General features: G+C 46.8%; 24 protein-coding genes. 9 read left to right on the top strand and 15 right to left on the bottom strand.

Annotated elements, in window-relative coordinates; genetic code table 11:
• Window positions 1–42 precede the first annotated feature (42 nt).
• Together L3D05_RS07520 and L3D05_RS07515 are read right to left on the bottom strand one after the other, a co-directional pair.
• A complete protein-coding gene (locus L3D05_RS07520; protein ID WP_239615410.1) occupies window positions 43–906 on the bottom strand; it encodes a mechanosensitive ion channel family protein in 864 nt (287 codons plus the stop codon).
• Window positions 907–946: 40 nt separating this feature from the next.
• Complete coding sequence (locus tag L3D05_RS07515) at window positions 947–1,192, bottom strand: putative Se/S carrier protein (protein ID WP_239615409.1); 246 nt, start codon at window positions 1,190–1,192, stop codon at window positions 947–949.
• 149 nt (window positions 1,193–1,341) lie between these two features.
• Here L3D05_RS07515 and yyaC point away from each other — a divergent pair, with 149 nt between their 5' ends.
• Entirely contained in the window at window positions 1,342–1,962 is a 621-nt protein-coding gene (gene yyaC / locus L3D05_RS07510) for a spore protease YyaC (RefSeq protein ID WP_239615408.1), read from the top strand.
• On the opposite strand, the gene L3D05_RS07505 is transcribed toward yyaC, so the two are convergent.
• From L3D05_RS07505 to rpmH, 12 genes are all read right to left on the bottom strand, one after another.
• Complete coding sequence (locus L3D05_RS07505) at window positions 1,937–2,428, bottom strand: DUF4446 family protein (RefSeq protein ID WP_239615407.1); 492 nt, start codon at window positions 2,426–2,428, stop codon at window positions 1,937–1,939. The genes yyaC and L3D05_RS07505 overlap by 26 nt on opposite strands.
• A gap of 35 nt (window positions 2,429–2,463) precedes the next feature.
• Window positions 2,464–3,636: an aminotransferase class V-fold PLP-dependent enzyme gene (locus L3D05_RS07500; RefSeq protein ID WP_239615406.1), complete on the bottom strand. Its 1,173-nt coding sequence runs from the start codon at window positions 3,634–3,636 to the stop codon at window positions 2,464–2,466.
• A gap of 91 nt (window positions 3,637–3,727) precedes the next feature.
• Entirely contained in the window at window positions 3,728–4,576 is an 849-nt protein-coding gene (locus L3D05_RS07495) for a ParB/RepB/Spo0J family partition protein (protein WP_239615405.1), read from the bottom strand.
• Entirely contained in the window at window positions 4,557–5,330 is a 774-nt protein-coding gene (locus L3D05_RS07490) for a ParA family protein (RefSeq protein ID WP_239615404.1), read from the bottom strand. Before L3D05_RS07490 ends, L3D05_RS07495 begins: the two co-directional genes overlap by 20 nt.
• Window positions 5,331–5,517: 187 nt before the next feature.
• Window positions 5,518–6,330 carry a nucleoid occlusion protein gene (gene noc / locus L3D05_RS07485; protein WP_239615403.1) on the bottom strand — a complete coding sequence of 271 codons (813 nt, stop codon included), beginning with the start codon at window positions 6,328–6,330 and terminating at the stop codon, window positions 5,518–5,520.
• Between the two features lie 341 nt (window positions 6,331–6,671).
• Window positions 6,672–7,418, bottom strand: coding sequence for a 16S rRNA (guanine(527)-N(7))-methyltransferase RsmG (gene rsmG / locus L3D05_RS07480; RefSeq protein ID WP_239615933.1), 747 nt, complete (start codon window positions 7,416–7,418; stop codon window positions 6,672–6,674).
• Window positions 7,418–9,319, bottom strand: a complete 1,902-nt coding sequence (mnmG, locus tag L3D05_RS07475) for a tRNA uridine-5-carboxymethylaminomethyl(34) synthesis enzyme MnmG (RefSeq protein WP_239615402.1) — start codon at window positions 9,317–9,319, stop codon at window positions 7,418–7,420. The genes rsmG and mnmG overlap by 1 nt, the downstream gene beginning before the upstream one ends.
• A 29-nt stretch (window positions 9,320–9,348) precedes the next feature.
• Complete coding sequence (mnmE, locus tag L3D05_RS07470; protein WP_239615401.1) at window positions 9,349–10,725, bottom strand: tRNA uridine-5-carboxymethylaminomethyl(34) synthesis GTPase MnmE; 1,377 nt, start codon at window positions 10,723–10,725, stop codon at window positions 9,349–9,351.
• Between the two features lie 80 nt (window positions 10,726–10,805).
• Window positions 10,806–11,423 carry an RNA-binding cell elongation regulator Jag/EloR gene (jag, locus tag L3D05_RS07465; RefSeq protein ID WP_239615400.1) on the bottom strand — a complete coding sequence of 206 codons (618 nt, stop codon included), beginning with the start codon at window positions 11,421–11,423 and terminating at the stop codon, window positions 10,806–10,808.
• Between the two features lie 15 nt (window positions 11,424–11,438).
• On the bottom strand, window positions 11,439–12,248 hold the full coding sequence (locus L3D05_RS07460) for a YidC/Oxa1 family membrane protein insertase (protein ID WP_439647934.1): 810 nt from the start codon (window positions 12,246–12,248) through the stop codon (window positions 11,439–11,441).
• Between the two features lie 154 nt (window positions 12,249–12,402).
• Entirely contained in the window at window positions 12,403–12,825 is a 423-nt protein-coding gene (rnpA, locus tag L3D05_RS07455; protein WP_239615399.1) for a ribonuclease P protein component, read from the bottom strand.
• Between the two features lie 104 nt (window positions 12,826–12,929).
• Entirely contained in the window at window positions 12,930–13,064 is a 135-nt protein-coding gene (rpmH, locus tag L3D05_RS07450) for a 50S ribosomal protein L34 (RefSeq protein WP_135152737.1), read from the bottom strand.
• 475 nt (window positions 13,065–13,539) lie between these two features.
• On the opposite strand from rpmH, the gene dnaA reads away from it, so the two are divergent.
• The 6 genes from dnaA to gyrB all read left to right on the top strand — a co-directional run bounded on the left by dnaA (window position 13,540) and on the right by gyrB (window position 19,904).
• Entirely contained in the window at window positions 13,540–14,892 is a 1,353-nt protein-coding gene (gene dnaA / locus L3D05_RS07445) for a chromosomal replication initiator protein DnaA (protein ID WP_239615398.1), read from the top strand.
• 176 nt (window positions 14,893–15,068) lie between these two features.
• Window positions 15,069–16,208 carry a DNA polymerase III subunit beta gene (gene dnaN, locus L3D05_RS07440; RefSeq protein WP_239615397.1) on the top strand — a complete coding sequence of 380 codons (1,140 nt, stop codon included), beginning with the start codon at window positions 15,069–15,071 and terminating at the stop codon, window positions 16,206–16,208.
• Window positions 16,209–16,218: 10 nt separating this feature from the next.
• A complete protein-coding gene (yaaA, locus tag L3D05_RS07435; protein ID WP_239615396.1) occupies window positions 16,219–16,434 on the top strand; it encodes a S4 domain-containing protein YaaA in 216 nt (71 codons plus the stop codon).
• A gap of 44 nt (window positions 16,435–16,478) precedes the next feature.
• Entirely contained in the window at window positions 16,479–17,597 is a 1,119-nt protein-coding gene (gene recF, locus L3D05_RS07430) for a DNA replication/repair protein RecF (RefSeq protein ID WP_239615395.1), read from the top strand.
• 16 nt (window positions 17,598–17,613) lie between these two features.
• Window positions 17,614–17,859, top strand: a complete 246-nt coding sequence (gene remB / locus L3D05_RS07425) for an extracellular matrix regulator RemB (protein WP_182303596.1) — start codon at window positions 17,614–17,616, stop codon at window positions 17,857–17,859.
• A gap of 128 nt (window positions 17,860–17,987) precedes the next feature.
• Window positions 17,988–19,904 carry a DNA topoisomerase (ATP-hydrolyzing) subunit B gene (gene gyrB, locus L3D05_RS07420; protein ID WP_239615394.1) on the top strand — a complete coding sequence of 639 codons (1,917 nt, stop codon included), beginning with the start codon at window positions 17,988–17,990 and terminating at the stop codon, window positions 19,902–19,904.
• Window positions 19,905–19,957: 53 nt separating this feature from the next.
• Here the strand turns inward: gyrB and L3D05_RS07415 are convergent, their stop codons facing one another.
• Window positions 19,958–20,731 (bottom strand): YheC/YheD family protein, encoded by a 774-nt coding sequence (locus tag L3D05_RS07415; RefSeq protein ID WP_239615393.1) that lies wholly within the window; start codon window positions 20,729–20,731, stop codon window positions 19,958–19,960.
• A gap of 142 nt (window positions 20,732–20,873) precedes the next feature.
• Between L3D05_RS07415 and gyrA the strand changes: the two genes are divergently transcribed.
• Together gyrA and L3D05_RS07405 are read left to right on the top strand one after the other, a co-directional pair.
• Window positions 20,874–23,357, top strand: a complete 2,484-nt coding sequence (gene gyrA, locus L3D05_RS07410; RefSeq protein WP_239615392.1) for a DNA gyrase subunit A — start codon at window positions 20,874–20,876, stop codon at window positions 23,355–23,357.
• Between the two features lie 33 nt (window positions 23,358–23,390).
• On the top strand, window positions 23,391–24,467 hold the full coding sequence (locus tag L3D05_RS07405; protein WP_239615391.1) for an HD-GYP domain-containing protein: 1,077 nt from the start codon (window positions 23,391–23,393) through the stop codon (window positions 24,465–24,467).
• Window positions 24,468–24,694: the final 227 nt, after the last annotated feature.

Below are 24,694 nucleotides of genomic sequence, written 5' to 3'. Positions count from 1 at the left end.
CCCCTCCCCCGCTACCATTCGCTTATGAACCGCCTGTTCTCTTCATGAGGTTGCTTCGGCTCGGCTTGCTTCGAATGCTTTTTTCAACTCCGTATTGATCAAACGCGTCACTTCGCCCGTCGTATTCGGTTTGCAGCGGGCGGTTATTCTAAGAGTCATTTGATTTAAGGCAAGCGTCTGAATGCCGAGAACTTCGGGTGTGGCCGTAATGTTGGGGCTATGGATTTGCGTTAGCACGTTGCGAATCGTAGTCATCATCTCTTCGATCGTATTCTCATAGGCGATCGTAATATCGATTACCGCTAACAAAGGGTTAACGGAGAAATTCGTCACTTCGTTAATCAGACCATTCGGAATGATATGGACCTCGCCCGTCCAGTTTCTAATTCTCGTCGCGCGTAGTCCGATCATCTCGACCGTTCCCTTGAAGTCCTTAGTCTGAATGACATCGCCTACCGCAAATTGATCCTCCAAGATAATGAAGAATCCGGTTATAACGTCCTTAACCAAGCTCTGAGCACCGAAACCGATGGCTAGCCCAATAACACCGGCCCCTGCAAGCAAGGGCGCTAGCTGGATGTGGAACTCCCCAAGGATCAATAAAATCGCTATGAAGTTAAAAATATAGGAAGAGGCGTTTTTCAATAACCTTCCCATCGTCTGAACACGTCTCGTCCGGAGCTTCAATCTCTTCGATTTTTTCATGTTCGTCACATGATCGATGAATCGGTTCACGAGCATGAGCACAATTCGGCTTATGACGATAATCAGAATGATCCGCAGAAGTACCATAGCCGCCGCGGTCCACATATCCGTATCCTCGATCATATTCATAATCTTCTCGAGGAAATTACTCCACAAGTTTCCTTTGACTGCCGCTTGTTCTTCCATAAATAATACACGCATAAGGATTTAATCTCCTTTTCAAAGCCGTTCAAGACATAACTCAATGAATCTCGTCGTAGCCTTCTATTGTCTTCTCGAACAGACCCCGGATTTCTACGTTCTCCGAGACGATAATTTGTTTGACTTGAACCAACTCATCGCTTGGAAATGCAATCGACAATGCACATCCGGCCGTAATTTCCTTAGGTGTTGGACATATATCAATCTCGATATCCGCATACTCCAATAGCATCTCCGCCCGAAGTGCTTGTTGAGTTGAATCGAAGGCGATCAGAAGCGTGTCCATTCCGCATACCTCCCGTACACAATTGACGACTAAAATGGTTTCCCTATAAATCTAACCTACAAATCTTTGCCTTTCCAATCGTCCAAGTATAAATATGATCTTTCGTCCATATACTAGTAACATACTAGGGTAGGAGGCGAATCGGACGAATGAACGGCGCTTGGGAGAAACGTCCGGGCTCCGCACCGGAATCAGCGGCGCTCTCTTTAAAGATTCCTTTTAACGAACCAACCGTCTTGCAAAGATTATCTCAGAAGCTGGAGCACTATCTGGAAGTTTTACCGCAAGAGCGTCGGATCGTCATCGTCTGCGTTGGCACGGATCGCTCTACGGGCGATTCTCTGGGTCCTTTAGTCGGAACGGCATTAGCCCGGGAATACAGTCCCTTATTCGACCTGTATGGCACGCTAGAAGAGCCGGTACACGCCATGAACTTAGGGGATACCTTGCTTAAGATCATGCGAAGCTCTCGTCAACCCTTCGTCATTGCCATCGACGCGTGTCTTGGACAAGTATCCAGTGTTGGTTGCATTCAACTCGGTTCGGGACCCGTTCGTCCTGGAGCCGGTGTCAACAAGGAGTTACCCCCTGTCGGTGATATCCATATGACAGGCATCGTTAACGTCGGCGGATTTATGGAATATTTCGTCCTTCAGAACACTAGGTTAAACCTCGTCGTTAAGATGTCGGAAATTATAGCTCAAAGTCTCCTAAACGCAGTACATAAGACGCGTAATAACTCGGTTATCCCTTTTGCATTGCCTGACTGATTGCAATCTTTTCTTCCGGAGTCAGCATGTATGCAGATTGGCCTTTGTCGATTGGCTTAGCGTACAAGAACGTTTGTTCTCTCCCGTGTATTCCCGTAATTACTACTCCGTCCTGTTCCTCATTCACGAATGCGACAGAGAAGCTAAGATCGCTGCCCGAATCCGAAAATGCATTAAACCGATGAACGCTGATTCTTCCTTTCAGGGTGGATAAGCGTTTTTCTTGTTGTTCAAGTTTCTCGTTTTGGTTCGTTTGTTTATGGTCTACGGAAGCGATTCTTTCATGCAGTGCTTGCATGACGTCTTCCATATTATGAACTCCCGTTTCCCCGACCATCTTGCGCTGATTTTCTCTAACTTTTCGAAGCTTGCTTGTCACGACTATGAGCCATACTAACAATATTAAGAGAATTAACCCTTCGCCTGCTGCAACTGCCATTGCAATTTGATCATTCCAACCATCCATGATTTCTGTCTCCCCCAGTGTCTCACTCGCTGTTATTACTTATTATTTTTTAGTGTATCGCTAATTTCCTTAACCGCTGCGATCATAGATACGATTTCCGATTTTTCCGTAAAATATCCCGGACTCGCCCTAACCGCTCCCGTCTCGAAGGAGCCTGCGGTTTCATGCCCTAAGGGTGTACAATGAAATCCGGCCCTCACTGCGATACCAAACTGCTGATCCAACAAGAAAGCCATTTCGGATGGATCTACTCCTTCTAATAGAAAGGAGACGATAGCCGTTCTTTCCACGCCGACCTCTGGACCTAGCAGCGTAACACCCGGTATTCTTTGAAGCCCCTCCATTAACTCATAGGTTAGTTGTTGCTCCTTAGCATGAATGACTTCTGGGGTCTCTTTTAGAATATAGCTGATCCCCTCTGATAACCCTGCCATTCCTACCGTATTCTGCGTTCCGGCTTCATATCGATCCGGACGTACTAGCGGTTGTTCAGGAGCTTCCGACTTACTCCCCGTCCCCCCGTGCATTAACGGCTCCAGCTCTAACTCGGGATGTATGTATAAGCCGCCCGTACCTTGCGGACCTAACAATCCTTTGTGGCCTGGAAAAGCTAACAGATCGATTCCCATTGCTTCTACGTCGATCGGCAGGACTCCAGCACTCTGCGCTGCATCTACCAACAATTTAACCTTCCGCCTACGTGCAATTTCCCCAATGTCCGACACAGGGGTTATCGTCCCAAGTAAATTCGAACTATGGGATACGGCGATTAGTTTCGTATTCGACTTTATCGAGGCTTCCACATCTTTTACGTTCAAGAGTCCTTTTGCATCTGTCTGGACATAGGTGACCTCGATCCCTAGCTTCCTCTTCAAGGCCTCTAACGGCCTTCTCACCGAGTTATGCTCAAGGCTTGTCGTGATGACATGGTCCCCCGGTTTCAACAGCCCTTGAATCGCAAGGTTTAGCGCATGGGTCGTATTCAACGCGAATGCTATATCATTCGGGTTATTCACTCGAAATAACCTAGCTAGCTTCTTGCGCGCCTCGAACAGCACCCGACTTGCTTTCACAGCCATCGCATGACTTCCACGGCCTGGATTAGCTGCGCTTTCTCTCATGCTTCGTTCCATCGCCTCAATTACCGATGGCGGTTTTGGCCAACTTGTCGCGGCATTGTCCAAGTAAATAATGGGTTTATTCTGCACTTCTTTTCACCGTCCTAATACAACAATAGCATACCTTAGTTTAATGCTTCCTTAGGAAGATTACAACTTAGGTATGCTATCAAATATCCTGTTACGCCATTGCTTTTAGTAGCTCTAACAACCGCTCCAAATCGCTTTTTCCGAAGTACGACAATTCAATTCTACCCTTATCTTTATTAGGCTTAATTCGCACCGTCGTTTGAAACTTCTCGCGTAACGTCTCTTCTATTTCTTCAAGGAACGGGTCGCGTTTTTTAGCTTTCGTTTTCGCCTTAACGTTGACCTTCGTTTCGGTGTTTTGCACCGCTTCCTCTAACTCGCGTACGCTCCATTCACCCGCAACCGTTTGCTTCGCTAATTGGCGTTTCAACGATTCATCTTTAATTCCAGCCAATGCCCGAGCATGTCCCATAGATAATGTTCCACGTGAAACATAATCTTTGATCTCATCTGGCAGCGATAGCAACCGGAGGAAGTTCGCGATGTGAGAACGCGACTTCCCAACCTTCAAGCTTAGTTCCTCTTGCGTAAGCTTGAACTGATTCATAATCGCTTGATAAGCAACCGCAACCTCTAGCGAATTCAAATCTTCCCTTTGTACGTTCTCGATGAGGGCGATTTCCATCACTTGCTGATCATTATACGCTCTCACTACCGCCGGGATTGTAGCATTCCCGAGCAATTGCGATGCTCTGAAGCGTCTTTCCCCTGCGATAATTTCAAAACCCTTTAGAGCTTGGCGAACGACGATCGGCTGGATGACCCCATGCTCGCGAATGGATTCCGCCAACTCTTTGATCGCTTCTTCTTCAAAGGTTTTACGAGGCTGATACGGATTCGGCCGAAGCTGCGGCAACGGAATCTCAACGACCTTATCATCCTCTTTAATCGATAGAGAGGTAATTAAAGCATCTAATCCTTTACCTAGCCGCTTGCTCATACGAGATCACTTCCTTCGCCAACTCTAGATACACTTCTGCACCTTTGGACTTCGGATCATAAGTAATAATCGACTGCCCATGAGAAGGGGCTTCGCTTAACCGCACATTACGCGGAATAACGGTCTGGTACACCTTTTGCTGAAAATACTTCTTAACCTCTTCGATAACCTGAATCCCCAAGTTCGTCCGCGCATCAAACATCGTCAACAGCACACCCTCAATCTGCAAGGACGTATTCAGATGTTTCTGTACGAGACGAATAGAGTTCAGCAATTGACTCAAACCCTCCAACGCATAATACTCGCATTGAATTGGGATAAGTACGGAATCAGCGGCCGTTAAGGAGTTTATCGTCAGGATTCCAAGGGAAGGCGGACAATCGATCAATACATAATCATAGTCATTCTTCACAAGAGCCAACGCTTTCTTAAGCCGTATTTCGCGCGACATTGTCGGAACCAATTCGATCTCCGCGCCAGCCAACTGAATTGTCGCCGGAATGATTTTAAGATTAGGGACTTCCGTATCTGCTACAGCTTGTTTAGGATGCACCTCATTAATAAGCACATCATATATGCAATAATTGACGTCTGCCTTATTGATTCCGATTCCGCTTGTCGTATTGCCTTGGGGGTCGATATCGACGATGAGCACTTTCTTGCCTAACGAGGCAAGACATGCACCTAGATTAACCGAAGTCGTCGTTTTACCTACTCCGCCTTTTTGGTTGGCAATCGCAATAATTTTAGACAACCTAATTCACCTCAGTATGAATTACACATGTAAAACGGCATACCATCCTATGAATACGTATAGTCGTTTACTTAGCTGATTGGACTTGCTTGCATTAAAGAAACAAAAAGCGGCCCCATGTCCATCACTAACCGTACAACCGCTTTTGGGCAGCGCCTCTCGATCGATCATGGGGATCCGCAATATACTAACGCTTAGGAATTCGAATGATGATTTCATAATGATCATCGCAATCTTTTTCACTTGCCTTGATAGGTATACCCGAGCCATTCACCATGTCGACGGATTGGCGGATCGTATTCAGCGCCAAACGTACATCTTTAGTGAAAGAGATACGCTTCCTCTTAGGCTTCGCAACCTCGAGATAAAAGGCGATGCGAATTTCAGTCTGTTTAACGTTAAGGTCTTTTTCGATAATTTCGTTGAGAACCTTATTTTGCATCTCTTCATCCGGTAAGGACAATAGTGCCCTACCATGGCGCTCAGTAATTTTTCTTTCCAACAACGCCATTTTAACGGTCTCACCCAATTGCAAAAGGCGGATTTTGTTAGCAATCGTGGATTGGCTTTTACCCAACCGCTGAGCCAAACTCTCTTGAGTCAATTGATGCAAATCAATTAGCTTCTGGTAGGCCATCGCTTCTTCAAGAGACGTCAGACCTTCGCGCTGCAAGTTTTCAATTAAAGCAACTGAAGCTGCCTGTGAATCGTTAATCTCTCTAACAATCGCAGGAATATACTCCATGCCGAGCTTCGTAACTGCGCGCCAGCGGCGCTCGCCCGCAATAATTTCGTACTTGCCATCACGAATTCTAACAACGATAGGTTGAATAATACCGTGAGTCTTAATAGTTTGACACAGTTCATCGATTCGATCATCATCAAAGATCGATCTGGGCTGATAAGGGCTCGGAACGATCTCGTTGACTGCTATTTGTTTGACTTCTTCTTGATTGCTACGGTCTGATAAACCGAGCAGTCTTGAGAATTGCTCTTTCATTTCTCTCGGATCACCACATTAAGTAAGATAGGGCGGAAATTTGCGTCCATAGTGACGAAAAAGCGCCGCTATAATGTGCCGTGAGGCGCATAAGCGACACGCTAATCTGTTATCTATCTTATTCGCTATCCCAACCCGTTTCTCCTGCTTGTGAAAAAACTTTCACAACGAGAAACCCTTTATTCTATCTGTCTTAATGGATCTACCGATCTCGCAATTACTCTATCTAAGAATATCATGTTTATTAATGTGGCGTAAACGTAAAAATGTTCCACGTGAAACAATTATCACCCATGGGAGGGAGATGTTTCACGTGGAACATTCATGTCTTTGTAGCTTGTTTATTTGGCGCTAAATAACGAAGGTTTGACTAGCGGCGTTTTAAGTGGAATGCCCGCTTTACGAGGATAGGCGGCTGGCGTCGGCTCTTTCTTCGCACAAATCACCAAATGTCTGTCCGCTCCTTCTGTCGGCAACGTCAAACGCTTAACATCTTGAATTTTGCCATTTAGCTTGGCTAGGCTATATCGCCCCTCATCCAACTCGGCGGAAATATCAGTGCCCTTCATCGCGATGAACAATCCGGCGGGGCGAACGAACGGTAAACAAAATTCGTTAAGTACCGCTAGTCGGGCGACCGCTCTGGCCGTTACAACATCGTAATGATCTCTATGTTCCCGCTTTCTGGCGGCATCCTCAGCACGACTGTGCAAACATAACACTTTCGTTAAACCAAGCTGGGATGTAACTTCCTCCAGAAATTTAATTCGCTTAGCCAATGCATCGATAATCGTAACTTGTAAATGAGGGTAAACAATCGCTAACGGAATGGAAGGAAATCCGGCACCCGATCCAATATCCGCTAAGGAGGACGCTTTGTCAAACTGCGTCACTCCTGCAATCGTTAAGGAATCATAGAAATGCTTCTCGTATACTGCATCTCTCTCCGTTATCCCCGTCAGGTTCATTTTTTCATTCCACTCGACTAACAGAGAATAATACGTTTCAAATTGGGATAGCTGTTTGTCTGTTAACTGTATCCCTAAGCTCTCGACGGCATGCTTAAATTGCTGTTGAATGGTATCGATCATGATCCGTGAGCCGCCGCAGTTACTCGATTATAATGTTCCAAGTGCACTAGTAATATCGATAGATCCGCTGGCGTCACGCCTGCTATTCTTGACGCTTGACCGATTGATAAAGGTCGGATTTTGCCGAGTTTTTGTTTTGCTTCCATCGCTAGTCCGTGAATAATGTCGTAGTCGATGTTGTCGGGTATACGTTTTTTCTCCATTTTCTCCATACGATCGACCTGCAACTGCTGTTTTTCGATATATCCCGTATACTTCACTTGAATTTCAACTTGTTCCTTCACGTCTTCGGATAATTCGATCGGGGAAGGCTGCAAGCTCTCGAGATGGCCATAATTAATCTCCGGCCGGCGAAGTAACGTTAAACCGTCAACCGTGTTGTTAATCGGAGTGGAACCAGCTTTCGCCAGCATCGCTTGAACGGCTTCATCGGGACGGAACCTAGCTTCTTTAAGTCGAATGATCTCCTCTTCCACCCGGTTCTTCTTCTCAGTGAATTTCACATATCGAGCCTCGGTAATCAAGCCGATCTCATAGCCGGTAGGCGTTAACCTTAGATCAGCATTGTCGTGGCGCAATAATAAACGGTATTCTGCACGAGAAGTAAGCAAACGATAAGGCTCGTTCGTCCCTTTAGTGACGAGATCATCGATCATAACGCCAATGTAACCTTTGGAACGATCGATAATAACCGGCTCAGCCCCTTGCACCTTGCGCGCAGCGTTAATTCCCGCCATAACACCTTGTCCCGCTGCTTCCTCATAACCGGATGTGCCATTAATTTGGCCCGCGGTAAATAAGTTCTGAACCAGCTTCGTTTCCAACGACGGCCATAACTGAGTTGGAACGACCGCATCATATTCAATGGCATAACCGGGACGCATCATCTCCACTTTCTCCAAACCCGGAATCGATCTCAGAATTTCGACCTGAACTTCTTCCGGCATGCTCGTGGAAAGACCCTGCACGTAATACTCTTTCGTATGTCTGCCTTCCGGCTCTAAGAAAATTTGATGCTTCGGTTTATCGGCAAACCGGACAATCTTATCTTCGATCGATGGACAGTACCGCGGACCTGTTCCTTCTATTAATCCTGAGAACATTGGAGCGCGATACAAGTTATCGTTAATAATCTGATGCGTTTCTTCGGAAGTATAAGTTAACCAGCAAGGAATCTGATCATCGGAATGCGCCATATATTCCGTTTCATAAGAGAAGTACTTAGGTTTGTTGTCTCCTGGTTGAATTTCCGTCTTGCTGAAATCGATCGAATCCTCATGCACCCGAGGCGGTGTCCCCGTCTTAAAGCGCGCCAATTGAAATCCGCAACGCTTCAATGATTCGGATAGCTTAACCGCCGGCTGTTGATTATTTGGTCCGCTCTCGTACATCAACTCGCCAAGGATAACTTTACCTCTCAAGTAAGTGCCCGTTGTTAATACAACCGATTTAGCGCCGTATACCGCCCCAGTTTTCGTTACGACTCCGACGCATGCACCATCTTCGATAATTAAGTCCTCAGCTAAACCTTGACGTAACGTCAACCTTTCTTGCAATTCGATCGTCTGCTTCATCGTATGCTGGTAAAGGAATTTATCCGCTTGCGCTCTAAGAGCATGTACGGCCGGCCCTTTACCCGTGTTAAGCATACGCATTTGAATGAAGGTCTTATCGATATTACGACCCATTTCCCCGCCAAGAGCATCTATTTCTCGAACGACATGGCCTTTGGCCGGTCCGCCTACCGATGGATTACAAGGCATGAATGCAACCATATCCAAGTTGATGGTCAACAATAGCGTTTCGCACCCCATCCGAGCCGCAGCTAATGCTGCTTCGCAGCCGGCATGCCCAGCGCCAATGACAATGACATCATAATCCCCTGCACGATATGTCATTACGGTTCCCTCCTTATTTCTTAGTATATTTATTTCCCTAAACAAAATTGGGAGAAAATTTGATCAAGCAATGAGTCCCCCGCAGCATCTCCAAGAATTTGTCCTAATGACTCCCAGGCAGCGGCTAGATCGATCTGGGTCAGATCAATCGGCACACCGTCGTAAGTCGCTTGAATAGCATCTTCTAAAGATTGTTTCGTCTGATGAAGCAATGCTATATGCCTAGCGTTACTCACATAAGTAATATCCCCTGATTCAACAGCTCCGCTGAAGAACAAACCGGATACCGCCTTCTCCAGACTCTCTATTCCATTGCCTTCTTTAGCGGATAAATATACGATGCGATCCTTAGCATAATCGCGTTCTACCTCTGCAATATCCAATTGGCCAGGCAAATCAATTTTATTCACCACGACAATCGTCGAACGATCCTTCAATTGATCAAGCAGCTTTCTTTCATCCTCATGTAGCTCTTCGTGATGATTCAATACGAGCAGAGTGAGATCCGCATCGTCCAACGCGTCGCGCGAACGCTCTACCCCGATCTGTTCCACCTTGTCGCTCGTCTCGCGAATACCCGCCGTATCTAGAAGCCTTAACGGAATTCCGGATAAAGATACCGATTCCTCTACAATATCACGAGTCGTACCGGGAATGTCAGTCACGATCGCTTTATTGTCGCGAGCCAACGCATTTAATAAGGAAGATTTCCCTGCATTCGGTCGGCCAACGATAACCGTCACGATACCTTCTCTTAGTATTTTGCCTTCGTTCGACTGAATTAACAACTCTTTAACTTGTTTAAGCACCGAGCTGCAATTGTCGCGAATAAAATCGGACGTTACGCTTTCCACGTCATGTTCCGGATAATCTATATTGACTTCCACGTGCGCCAATAATTCGATTAATTGCTGGCGCATCGGGATGATTTTTTTAGACAATGCTCCGTCTGCTTGTTTCCTAGCAACCTGGAAAGCCCTGTCGGACTTCGAACGGATCAAATCAATGACAGCCTCTGCTTGCGACAAATCGATTCTTCCATTAAGAAAAGCACGCTTCGTGAATTCTCCCGGTTCCGCTAATCTGGCGCCATGACGCAATACCAATTCCAGAACCGACTTTACCGCGACAATTCCCCCGTGCGTACTAATCTCGACGACGTCCTCAGCCGTGAAAGAACGCGGCCCTTTCATGACCGTTACTAATACTTCATCTAATACTAAATTCTGTTGCGGATCCACGATCCATCCATACTGCACCGTATGGGTTGGAACTTCCCTTAGATCAAGCTTGGATTTGAATACTTTAGCTACCGTATCTACCGCATTCTGACCGCTTACCCGGACAACAGCAATGCTGCCTTCCCCTAAAGCGGTAGCAATCGCGGCAATTGTATCTTCGTTCATCTATTCACCTCTAACGGACGTTATACAAAAACGCAATGACCCCCCAACGTTGCGGAAGCCATTGCGCGGTCACCCTATGTTTACTTCAGAGCAATTACGATTCTACGATTCGGTTCGTCCCCTTGGCTGAAAGTTCTCACGTTCGGATTGGTCTGCAATCTGGCGTGAATGATCTTCCTTTCCGAGGAGGTCATCGGTTCAAGCATTATTTCTTTATGAGTGCGAATGACCCTCATGGCCATTCGTTCCGATAACGCTTCTAAAGTCTGGCGACGGCGTTCACGAAATTGCTCAGCATCGAGAACGATACGAAGATGATGGTCAGAGTGGCGATTTGCCACAATGTTCACCAAGTATTGTAGAGAATCCAAAGTCTGTCCTCGTCGACCGATTAGAATGCCCAAGTCGGAACCCGTAATGTTAATCCGCACTGCATCATTCTCATCCAACCGCTCAACAGAAACGGTAAGTTCCATTGCTCCCGATACTTCGCGAAGAAACTTCATCGCTTCTTCGACGCCATCAGGCAACAATTCCAACTCCACTTTTGCTTCTCTGGCTCCAATAAGCCCGAACAAGCCTTTGTTGGCTTGCTCCAATACTGTAATGTTCACCCGGTCTTCTTCAACGCCCAATTGGGCAAGACCTTTGCGAACCGCATCTTCTATCGTTTTCCCCGATGCTAGGAGCTTTTTCATTTTGACCGTGCCTCCTTACCTTTTACCCTTTTTTGGTTTTGGTTTAGAAGCTTCTTCAACTACTGGTTTTGGAGAGTTCCGGTACATAAAGTAATTCTGAACGATCGTGTAGATATTACTGTAAATCCAGTAAAGAGGCAGAGCAATAGGGAAGTTCATCGCCATTACGAAAATCATGACCGGGAAAATGTACATAAGACCTTTCATCGGTCCGACCATCGTTTGTTGCTTAGACATCATCATGGATTGAATCAACGTCGTACAAGCCGCAACGACAGGAACGACGTAATAGTACCAATGTCCCGAACCACTTGGCGATGTTCCAAGTTGGAGTCCCAGGAACGTATGATCCCTAATCTCGATGTTCTTGTAGATCGAGTTATACAACGCGATGAAGATAGGCATCTGAACGATAAGCGGTAAACATCCCGCCAATGGATTAACTTGGTGGGTCTGATACAGTTTCATCATTTCTTCTTGTTGTTTCTTCGGATCGTCCTTGTACTTCTCGCGAAGCTTCTTCATTTCCGGTTGAAGGGCTTGCATGGCTTTCGTGTTCTTGTATTGTTTAATCATTAGAGGAAGGATTATCGTCCTTACAATAATGGTAAGCAATAATATCGACAAACCATAAGAACCGCCAAACCAATCCGCGAAAGTATCCAGCATGGTCGAGAACCAATAAACGACGTTTCTGGTCCACCATGAGCCGCTATCGGCCATTTGTGCCGTAGATATTGCCTGAGTTGCCGGCGTACAGCCCGATAACAATGTCATCAGTGACAAAGCACCGATAACGATTAACCATTTGCGATTTCGCAACAAAACTAAAAACTCCCCTCTTGAACGCCCGACATGCCGTAATGTGAAATTCATTTCCAAACTGAGTGTAATCAGTCCACAACAATAACTATTCATGTCCACTATACCATAAGAAAGAAGGCAAAGAAAAGCTAAGGCTTACCCACCTGCCTAAAGCTTATTTGCCTTGTTTTCCGTTCTGGTTATTCGGACGATTACCTCGCGGTAACGTTGTTATTTTACCTTTGGCACCCTGATTGGAACCTTTCAATAAACCCGCTTTCCGCAGGACATGCAGAATGCTTCCCTCCATCTCTTTATATGGAAGAGATAGCGCGGGCTTGCGGACGATCAAGATTAAATCCATGTCCTCCAATAGCTTGGACGCGTTTAATCTGACAATTTCCTTCACCATTCTTCTTAATCGATTCCTTACGACAGCACCGCCTAATTTACTGCTCGCGGATACTCCCATTCGGAAGGTACCCCGTTGCGACCGTTTGCGCCAATAAACCACAAACTGCGAGTTCGCGAACGAACGGCCGTAACGGTAGACCACATTGAAGTCTTCTCTTTTCCGAAGGCGCAGCTTCCTATGCATCTCACACCGCTCCATCCGAACCGGAAATAGCCAGCATTCTGGGAACCTGACTTTGAACGATTAATCTAAAGAAAAAAAGACCACGTCGAGTGGTCTTTCATTAACTAGGCTGTCAATACTTTACGACCTTTATGACGACGAGCAGCAAGAACTTTACGACCGTTCTTCGAGCTCATACGGCTACGGAAACCGTGAACCTTCTTACGCTTGCTCACATTCGGCTTAAATGTAGGACCCATGATTCCAACCCCCTTACTTAAAAACTCACGTCCATTTATTAAACCATGAACGGGCCCAAAAGTCAATGAAAAGCCATTTCTCTTCTATAGAACTTATTAACATGTGCATAAGCTTTAACCTTGTTAACGATTGAAGTTGAACATTGTCGAACTCCCGCACATCTTATCAACAATATCTTGTGCTGTGCACAGTTTTCATCCACAAGTTCTTGAAATTGTGGATAACAGGGTGAATTTCGTTGAATTTATAGGGTTTGTCTGCTATGATTAGTCAAGACTTTCCCGGTGGATACCCACTATTTTCCCTCGTTTTATTAACACCCTGTGCATAACTTTGTGAACAAACCCCCATATTCGTGGATATCCCTATAAATAATTCAGGGAACATTGTGGATAACTGGTCGTAACACAAATTCGGCCTTACGTTCTCCGCTTATTTTTTGTCCTTATGATGGGTTAAAGGAGAGAAATTGTCGTGGACAACCGCAACAATGAGGTCTGGCAACAAGTGTTGTCGGTCATCCAAACGAAACTCAGCAAGCCCAGCTTCGATACCTGGTTCAAAGCAACGAAGGCTTCCTTCTTAAGCGATAACGTTGTCGTTGTTACCGCGCCGACAACTTTTGCCGTCGAATGGCTCGAAACGCGGTACACCAAGTTAGTATCATCCACGCTTTCCGACTATATTGGTAGAACCGTCGAAGTTAAATTTTCAATAGAAGAAGTACGTCCGCCCGAAGCCACGGAACCGGCGCCTCAATTGGAAATTACTCGCCAGCCTGCAAATGAAGAACCTATGATGCATATGTTGAACCCGAAATATACGTTCGACACGTTCGTCATCGGATCGGCCAACCGTTTTGCGCACGCAGCGTCCCTCGCCGTAGCGGAATTGCCAGCCAAATCTTATAACCCGTTTTTCATGTATGGAGGAGTAGGATTAGGCAAAACGCATCTCATGCACGCCATCGGACATTATATTCTCGAACATAATCCTCATATGAAGGTTCTGTACCTTTCTTCCGAGAAATTTACCAACGAATTCATTAACGCGATCCGCGATAACAGGGGCGAAAGCTTCCGTAACAAATATCGCAACATCGACGTTCTGCTCATTGACGATATTCAGTTTCTGGCCGGCAAAGAGGGAACGCAAGAGGAATTTTTCCATACTTTTAACGCGTTGCATGAAGAGCACAAGCAAATCGTTATCTCCAGTGACCGACCGCCTAAAGAGATTCCGACGCTCGAAGAGCGGCTTCGTTCCCGTTTCGAATGGGGATTGATTACCGACATCCAACCGCCGGATCTCGAAACGAGGATCGCTATTCTTCGCAAGAAAGCGAAAGCGGAAAATCTCGATATCCCCAACGAAGCGATGATGTATATCGCCAACATGATCGATTCCAACATTCGGGAGCTGGAAGGGGCTTTGATACGTATCGTGGCCTATTCCTCGTTGACGAATCAGGATATTTCCGCTCATTTGGCGGCTGAGGCGTTGAAGGATATTCTGCCGACAGGACGAACTAGACTCGTTACGATGCAAGATATTCAGCAGCGAGTCGGCGACTACTACGGTTTGAAGCTGGAAGATTTCAAGGCGCGCAAACGGACGAAAGCCGTCGCATTCCCTCGGCAGATCGCCATGTATTTATCCCGCGAGCTAACCGATTACTCACTTCCTAAGATCGGGGACGCTTTCGGAGGCCGTGATCATACTACCGTTATACATGCTCACGAGAAAATATCGCAGCTGCTCAAAGTCGATCAAGATTTGTACAAAATTATCAACAGCTTGACCGAGAAAATCAAAAATTTAACGTAATCCGACACCAAACGCCTATGCACAAAGAGTCCACATGTGGATAGGCGTTATTTTCGAGCTTTTTCGCTGTTATCCACATATTCACCGCACCTACTACGACTTAAAGATTTAAACATGCTACAATACATGCAATAACGGCTATCGCCGACTTGTTACAAACTTAACGAGGTGAACCCATGAAGTTGACGATTTTACGGGGCGAATTAAACGACGCCATTCAACATGTATCCAAAGCCGTTGCGTCAAGAACGACCATTCCAATTCTGAGCGGCATTAAATTAGATGCCAGCTTAACCGGAATTACCCTTACAGCGAGCGATACCGACATTTCTATACAAAGCTTCATTCCGCTTGAAACGCCCAACAAAACGATTGCAACGGTAACCCGTTCCGGCAGCGTTGTATTAACAGCGAAGTTTTTCGTTGAAATTATTAAGAAGCTCCCGCACGAAGAAGTTCATATCGAGGTAGGCGAACGATTCCAAACGTTAATTACGTCCGGAGCGACGGAAATCCAGTTAGTAGGATTAGACCCTGAAGAATTTCCAGTTCTGCCGACTGTACAAGAGGATCAAGTGGTTTCCATTCCCGGCGACTTGCTAAGAGACATGATCCGTCAAACCGTATTTGCCGTAACCACCAACGAATCGACGCCTATTTTGACTGGGGTATTATGGAACTTGAATGACGGGGTATACAAATTTGTTGCTACCGACAGACACCGTCTAGCTAGCCGTTCAGCGCCGGTAGAATTATATGACGTTCGATTTTCCAATATTGTCATTTCAGGTAAAACATTGAACGAATTGGCGAAAATCGTCCCCGATCAGAATGTGATGGTGGATATTGTCGTAGCGGAGAATCAAGTGTTGTTTAAGCTCGGCAACGTGCTCTTCTATTCGAGAATGTTGGACGGGACTTACCCGGATACTTCCAAGATTATTCCGCAAAGCTTCAAAACAGAACTCGTCCTGAACACAAAATCGCTCAGCGATTCCATCGATCGCGCTTACTTGCTCTCGAGGGAAGAAAAAACGAACATCGTACGGCTGGTAACAACGGACAATGGAGGAATCGAAATTTCCTCTAGTTCATCCGAGCTGGGTAAAGTAACGGAGCAATTAAACGTTATCCAAATGCGCGGCGAACCGCTCAAAATCGCATTTAACTCCAAATATATGCTCGACGTTCTTAAAGTCATTGATAGCGAAGAGCTATTTATCGGATTTAACGGGGCAATGAGCCCGATCATCATTAAGCCGAACGACCACGAGAACAGCTTGCATCTGATCCTGCCGTATAGAACGACGAATTGAGGCGCTTAAGATGAAAAATATCGGAATCTCGACGGATTACATCACGTTAGGTCAATTTCTTAAGCTTGCAGAATGTATAGGGACGGGCGGAGAAGTTAAACACTTCCTGCAGGAAAACGGCGTTAATATTAACGGTGAGCCTGACAATCGTAGAGGACGTAAGCTTAGAGTCGGAGATCTCGTTGAAGTGGAAGGTTGCGGATCTTTCACGGTAACGACCCGATAATCCTAATCTGACGGTTACAAAGTCAGGTGGAGAGGGAATAATCCATGCAGTTAAATACGTTGGAGCTTCACGGGTATCGCAATTATGAGTCGTTAAAGCTTTCGACAGAGGGCGGGGTCAATATTTTCATAGGGCCTAACGCTCAAGGCAAAACCAATCTGATCGAAGCGATTCATGTGCTGAGCTTAACGAAGTCCCATCGAACTTCGAAGGATAAAGAATTGATTGGTTGGGGCCAGTCCTCGGCGATCATTAAAGCCCAGATGAGCCGTAAATTGGGCGATGTCAGCCTTGAGTTGCAGTTGTCTGCTCAAGGCAAGAAAGCCAAAGTTAATGGACTAGAGCAGCGCAAGCTTAGCGGTTTCGTGGGAACGCTAAACGTGGTCTTGTTCGCACCGGAAGATTTGGATATCGTCAAGGGAGCACCGGGCGTGCGCCGCCGATTCATGGACATGGAAATCGGCCAGGTGCATCCCGGTTATTTGTATGATCTCCAGCAGTATCAGAAAATTTTGCAGCAGCGGAACAATTACCTGAAGTCGACCGACATTCATCGCGCCTCTCCGGAAATGTTAGACGTGTGGAATGAACAACTCGCGACGACAGGTGTTAAAATGATGCAAAAAAGGAAAAACTTTATCGTACAGTTACAAAAGTGGGCGGAGAAGATACATGCCGGCATAACCGGCGGTACCGAACATTTTACGGTGGAGTATAAACCCTCGTTCGGATCTTCGATTGGTATGGATAACCAAGATCAAACTTCATTATTCGGACAATTTATGTTAAAGTTAACACAGAACAAGGAACAGGAATTCAGACGGGGCATGACGCTGACCGGACCGCATAGGGACGATCTGAGCTTCGCCATTAACGGGAAGGATGTTCAATCGTTCGGATCCCAAGGCCAGCAACGCACGACGGCTCTGTCATTGAAATTGGCGGAATTAGAATTAATGCATGAAGAGATAGGGGAATACCCGTTGCTACTGTTGGACGATGTACTCTCGGAGTTGGATCAAACCCGTCAAACTCAACTTATCGAGACATTTCAGAGCCGAGTACAGACTTTCATAACGACAACAGGTTTGGAAAGCGTCAACATGAGTCGGTTGAAGGAAGCTTCTATTTTTCACGTAAGAGACGGCAAATTGCTGCGCTAATGTAGGGAGGAACTCCGTGTATATCCATCTAGGCGGGGAAAAAATAATTCGAACTTCGCAGCTCGTAGCCATCTTTGATATTTCCATCGAGCAATCTTCTAAGCTGTCGCGGCAATTCGTCGTTCATGCGCAGAAGAACAAGGAAGTGGAAATGATCGGAGAAGAAGATCCTAAATCGATAGTCGTAACTGAGCACAAAGTTTATTATTCCCCAATATCGACGTCCACGCTTAAGAAGAGGGCGCATTATTTGGAGGGATAAGTATAGACGATAATCGCCTTCCCCAGGAAGGCTATACGTTTATATAAGGACTTATAGGTGAGAAACATTTATCTATATTTTCTGAAACGATAACTAGCAACGGCTACGTAAAGAAGGCGGTGGAAGGTTTGTCCGTTAATTCACAGCAAAACACTTACGACGAGAGTCAGATTCAAGTACTGGAAGGTTTGGAGGCGGTCCGCAAACGTCCTGGTATGTACATCGGTTCTACCAGCGGTAAAGGATTGCACCATCTTGTCTGGGAAGTCGTCGATAATAGCATTGACGAAGCGTTGGCCGGCTTTTGCAACCGGATCGATATCATTATTCATGAAGACAACAGTATTACTGTTATCGATAATGGCCGGGGAATTCCAGTCGGACTAAATACGAAGCTGCAGAAATCGACGCTGGAAGTTGTTATGACCGTGCTTCATGCAGGCGGTAAATTCGGCGGCGAAGGATATAAAGTATCTGGTGGATTGCACGGGGTTGGAGTATCCGTAGTTAACGCGTTGTCCGAGCAAGTGATCGTAACCATTAAACGCGACGGTCATATCCATCAGCAAGAGTATCGCCGCGGCGCGCCGCAGTACGATATTAAGATCATCGGCGATACTGAAGAGACGGGAACGCAAACTAGATTTAAGCCGGATCCGGAGATTTTCACCGAGACGACGGTGTACGAGTACGACGTGTTGGTCGGTCGGATTCGCGAGCTCGCTTTCCTGAATAAAGGAATTCAGATTAATCTCAAGGATGAGCGTACGGGCATGAGCGATTCGTTCCACTATGACGGAGGAATCGTGGAGTTCGTCAAGTATTTGAATCGCACGCGCGAGACGATGCATGAGCATCCGATCTACGTGGAAGGATCCAGAGATCATATTCAATGCGAGATCGCGATGCAGTATAACGACGGTTATTCCGAGAATTTGTACTCCTTCGCGAACAATATCAATACCCATGAAGGCGGAACGCACGAATCGGGATTCAAGAGTGCGCTTACCCGGATTATTAACGATTACGCCCGTAAGATGGGCTTCGTTAAGGAAAGCGAATCGAATTTGTCCGGCGATGACGTAAGGGAAGGATTAACGGCGATTATTTCCGTGAAAATCCCCGAGCCTCAGTTCGAAGGCCAGACGAAGACGAAACTCGGAAACAGCGAAGTGCGCGGAATCGTGGAATCGTTGTTCAGCGAGAAGCTTCTGCAATTCCTGGACGAGAATCCGGCAGTTGCCCGGAAGGTTATGGAAAAAGGACTTCAAGCAGCTAGAGCTAGGGAAGCCGCGCGTAAGGCTCGCGAACTTACCCGTCGGAAGAGCGCGCTAGAAGTTAGCTCGCTTCCGGGTAAATTAGCAGATTGTTCGTCTAAGGACGCTTCGATCTCCGAGATCTATATCGTGGAAGGGGACTCCGCGGGCGGTTCGGCTAAGCTAGGTCGCGATCGTCATTTCCAAGCGATCTTGCCGCTTCGGGGTAAAATCTTGAACGTCGAGAAAGCTCGTCTGGACAAGATTCTCTCCAACCTTGAGATTCGCGCCATGATTACGGCTCTTGGAACCGGGATCAGCGATGAATTCGATATTACGAAAGCCAGATACCACAAAATCATTATTATGACCGATGCCGACGTCGACGGTGCCCATATTCGGACCTTGATCCTAACGTTCTTCTACCGCTACATGCGTAAGCTGATCGAAGAAGGATACGTTTATATCGCTCAGCCTCCGCTCTTCAAGATCGAACGTAACAAGACGGTGCGTTATGCGATGAGCGAGAAGGAACGCGATGTCATTATCGCCGAGTTCGGGGAAGGCGCTAAGCTGAACATTCAACGTTACAAAGGTTTGGGAGAGATGAATGGAACCCAGCTTTGGGAAACGACGATGGATCCAGACAGCCGTACGATGCTGCAGGTTAGAATCGAAGACGCGATGAAGGCGGATCTTATGTTCGATACCCTAATGGGCGACAACGTTGAGCCTCGTCGGGAATTCATTCAACAATATGCGAAGTTCGTTAAGAACCTTGACGTATAAGGTCAACGAATGAAGAAGCAGGGGGTATCTCTAGGTGAGATACCCCCTGCGAACTACACTTTGCGTTTGCGGACTCTGAATCGGCCATAAGCGACCGCATAGGAATAGATGGTTCGGAAGACGGTTCGGCTAGGCAACTTCTTGAATAGGAACGGATCCGGCAACGTATTGACCTCGAGAATCCAAGGTTTCAGGTTTTGGTCGACGGCGATATCGATTCCGATTTCTTTAAGGCCTGGGAATCGTTTCTCCAATGCGTTAGCGATATCAATTCCCCGCTTGCGCAGACGAGCTTCATAGTGTTTCCATTGTTCCTCGGACAGGAAATTGTTCATCAACTTTTTTACCGGCATGGGCGTACCTCCGGCATGATAGTTGGTTACGATCTTGCGAGGATGGGCGACGCGTCCGATCATTCCGGTAGTTTCCCATTGAGATTGAAGGTTTTTCTGGACCATCACCCTCAGGTCGAATCTCCTCCCGGAGTGCGTAAGCAGATGAATCCCTTGCTGTGCTAAATAGGGTTTGTTTTTCTTCACAAGGATGAGCTTGTTGAACATTTCGTCGAAGGAAACGAAGGAGTATTTGGTTTCTTCGGATTGGAACCGATAAGGAAGAGGGGAGCCGGCCTTTATCTCTACGCGAATGACTCCATTGCCGAAAGTGCCGTTAACCGGTTTTACATAAATCATCCCATGTTGTTCAAGCATCTGAGAGACGGTCGACCGCCCGAAATCATTCGTGGATGGGACATCGTTTCTAAGATCGGGATCGGCTAGAAGAGCGTCGGTCTTAGCTCTCTTGCTACGGACGCGTCGAATGGACATACGGGTATCATCCAACCTTTCCCTTCGTCAATATGGTATAATGGAATTATTGTATATTTTCTAATCTATGACGGAAATGGCCTTGCGGTGTTATGGTGCAAGAGCAAATTATCCGCTTGTATATTGGTTAAGGAGGATCTTCATGTCGGAAGAACAACGCTCCCAAGTCCGAGACCGCGATATTGGGGTCGAGATGCGGGAATCGTTCATGGATTACGCAATGAGCATTATCGTTAGCCGGGCTTTGCCGGATGTTCGCGATGGCTTGAAGCCGGTTCATAGACGTATTCTGTATGCGATGTCGGAACTCGGAATGTCTCCGGACAAGCCTTACAAGAAGTCGGCGAGAATCGTCGGCGAGGTTATCGGTAAGTATCACCCGCATGGTGACTCCCCTATTTACGAGGCCATGGTACGGATGGCGCAAGACTTCTCGCTTCGTTACATGCTCGTCGACGGACATGGGAACTTCGGTTCCGTAGACGGCGACTTTGCGGCGGCTATGCGTTACACGGAAGCGCGTCTATCCAAGATCGCCATGGAGATGCTCCGTGACATCAACAAGGAAACTATCGATTACAGACCGAACTACGATGGCGAAGAAATTGAGCCCGTCGTATTGCCGGCAAGATATCCAAACTTACTCGTTAACGGGAATACCGGTATCGCAGTAGGGATGGCAACGAATATTCCTCCTCACAACTTGCGGGAGGTCATCGAAGGAACGCAAGCTTTGCTTCGCGATCCGGAGCTGACACCTTATGATCTGATGGAGTACATTAAGGGGCCAGACTTCCCGACGGCGGGTCTAATTCTTGGTAAGGTCGGCATTCGACAAGCCTATGCAACGGGCCGTGGATCGGTAACGATGCGTGCGCGGGCTTCGATCGAGGAGAATAACGGCAAAGCACGTATTCTCGTTCACGAAATTCCATACCAGGTCAATAAAGCGAGACTCGTCGAGAAAATCGCGGAACTCGTGCGCGAGAAGAAGATTGACGGAATTACCGATCTTCGCGACGAATCTGACCGTAACGGAATGCGTATCGTCATCGAACTTAGAAGAGACGTAACGCCGACGGTTGTGCTTAATAACCTGTACAAGCAAACCCAAATGCAGACAAGCTTCGGGGTTAACATGCTTGCGCTTGTGAATAACGAGCCTAAGGTTCTTAACCTAAGAGATGTACTTTATCACTACATCAAGCATCAGGTTGAGGTCATTAGACGGCGTACGGAATACGATCTGAAGAAGGCGGAAGCGCGGGCGCACATCTTGGAAGGCTTGCGCATCGCGTTGGATCATCTGGACGAAGTCATCGCGCTCATACGCGCATCGCGGACTGCGGAAGAGGCTCGCGAAGGCTTAATTACAAGATTCGGACTCTCGGCCGACCAGGCTCAGGCGATTCTGGACATGCGTCTGCAACGCCTCACCGGACTGGAACGCGAGAAGATCGAACAGGAATATAACGAACTGCAAGTGAAGATTGCCGAATATAAAGCCATCTTGGCCGACGAGCAACTCGTAAATGCAATTATTCACGATGAGCTCGAAGAAATTAAACTGAAATTCGGTGATGAGCGTCGTACGGAAATCACGATCAGCGACGATGAGATTCTGGACGAGGATCTTATTCCGCGCGATGACGTTGTCGTAACGATGACTCATACAGGATACATTAAGCGGCTTCCTGTTTCGACTTACCGCAGCCAGAAGCGGGGGGGAAGAGGCATAATGGGGATGGGAACCAAAGATGATGATTTCATTGAAAATCTATTCATCTCCAATACCCATCACTATCTCTTGTTCTTCACGAACAAAGGCCGCGTATTCCGGATGAAAGCCTATGAGATTCCGGATTTAAGCCGAACGGCTCGGGGTACGCCGATCATCAATTTGATCCAGATTGAGCAAGGCGAGACGATTAATGCCGTCATCCCTGTTGAATCTTTCGAACCTAACCAGTTCCTCTTCTTCGCAACCCGCAACGGTATCGTGAAGAAGACGCCTCTCGATGATTACGCGAACATTCGTAAAGTCGGTTTGATCGCCATTTCCTTGCGCGATGACGATGACTTGATCGGCGTTAAGCTGACGGACGGAGAACGCGAGATCGTTATGGGAACTAGCCAAGGAATGTCCATTCGCTTCTCGGAGCAAGATGTTAGGGCTATGGGGCGCTCCGCAACGGGAGTTAAAGGGATCCAATTGGATGAGGACGACAAGGTCATCGATATGGATATCGTAGCTCCGGAGCAAGAAGTGTTGATCGTTACGGCGAAAGGCTATGGTAAACGTACGCCTATGACCGAATACCGGATTCAGACTCGTGGCGGTAAAGGGATTAAAACCTTGAACGTAACGGAGAAGAACGGAGTGATCGTCGGGTTGAAGGTTGTTCATGACGACGAAGACTTGATGATCATGACCTCTTCCGGAACGTTAATTCGTATGAGTATGTCTGGCATTAATACGATGGGCCGGATTACGCAGGGCGTTAAGCTGATTAATATTCGCGATGATGATTCCGTAGCTACGGTTGCGAGAGCTCCGCGAAGCGATGATTCGGATTCAGAAGAGTCGGAAGGCGAAACGGAAGCGGAATCAGAAGACAACAACTAGTTGTCTTCCTGGATTGCCTAGGGAGGAAGCAGCATGCCGATTATTCCAATTACACAAGTGCAGATTGGCGATCGATTGGGCAGTGATGTTCAAACCGCTCTCGGAAGCGTGCTGCTGCAACAAGGCCGAACGCTTTCGGTGAGGGATACGGAAATTTTACAAGCTTTTCTGATCCAGAGCGTAGATGTGGTACGCCACGGTTTAGAAGAGCAGAAGCAAGACACGGCTGCAGATGAAATGGCTGCGTCTGTCGAGGTTGTTAAACTGACCTCCTTGCAACTTGAGTTTCTTAATATGGAGAAACTGTTTAAGCGGATTATGTCCATGTTGAGTTCGGGGCAGAAGCTTCCGGTGCTTGATTTGCGTAATGGTCTCAATGCGCTCATTGAACATATGGACGATTACAACGTATTGACGTTCCATGCGCCGCAACCGGCGGGCCCGGTAGACGTTATGGTCCGGAATAGCGTGCTCTCCGCGATGACCTCTTATCAATTGGCTAAGTGGAACAAATTCCCCGAGAAGGATTGGCTTCCGATAGCCATGGCGGGATTGTTGCATGATATAGGCAATGTAAAGGTCGATCAAGCGATATTTAACAAGCCTACCCGACTGACTTCTGAAGAAATTCAAGAGATGAGGCAGCATACGATGTACGGCTTCCGTTTACTAGAAGGAAGCACATCGATGAATCAAGGCGTATGGCTGACGGCGTTACAACATCATGAACGAATTGACGGCAGCGGGTACCCGATGAAGGTTAAAGGGGAGAAAATACATCCGTATGCCAGAATTGTCGCGATAGCCGACATGTATCATGCGATGACTTCCAATCGGAATTATCGCAAGGCGGAATCTCCTTATCTCGTACTAGAAGAGTTGCACTCGGGTTCGTTCGGTAAGTTAGACCCTTTATACGTGCAAACCTTTATAGAGAGAACGACGCAATTTCATAACGGCGTATTCGTGAAATTGAACAACGGGAGTATCGGCGAAATCGTGTTTACGGATCGCAATCATCCAACCCGGCCGATGGTATCGGTCAATGGACAGATCGTGAATCTGGGGCAAAACCGTCAGTTGTTCATTTGCGAAGTATTCTCTAATTAGCTGAGTTAATAATCGGAACGTTGGCCTTGCGCCGACGTTCCGATTTTTTTGTTGTTATCTAGTAATTTATACGCGCAATAGTTAACGTATAAAGAAATGAAAAAGATTCAAAAAAACAGTTGCATCTATCTTCTGGACGTGATATATTATTTGAGTCGCTGTTAACGCAGTGCTCAACGAAAAACGAAACAAATTGTTCTTTGAAAACTGAACATCGAGCGTAAGAA

It is taken from the genome of Cohnella mopanensis, assembly GCF_022352055.1.
Taxonomy (GTDB): domain Bacteria; phylum Bacillota; class Bacilli; order Paenibacillales; family Paenibacillaceae; genus Cohnella; species Cohnella mopanensis.
The sequence above is the reverse complement of the archived record's forward strand: the minus strand, read 5'-3'. Positions and strand labels throughout refer to the sequence as shown.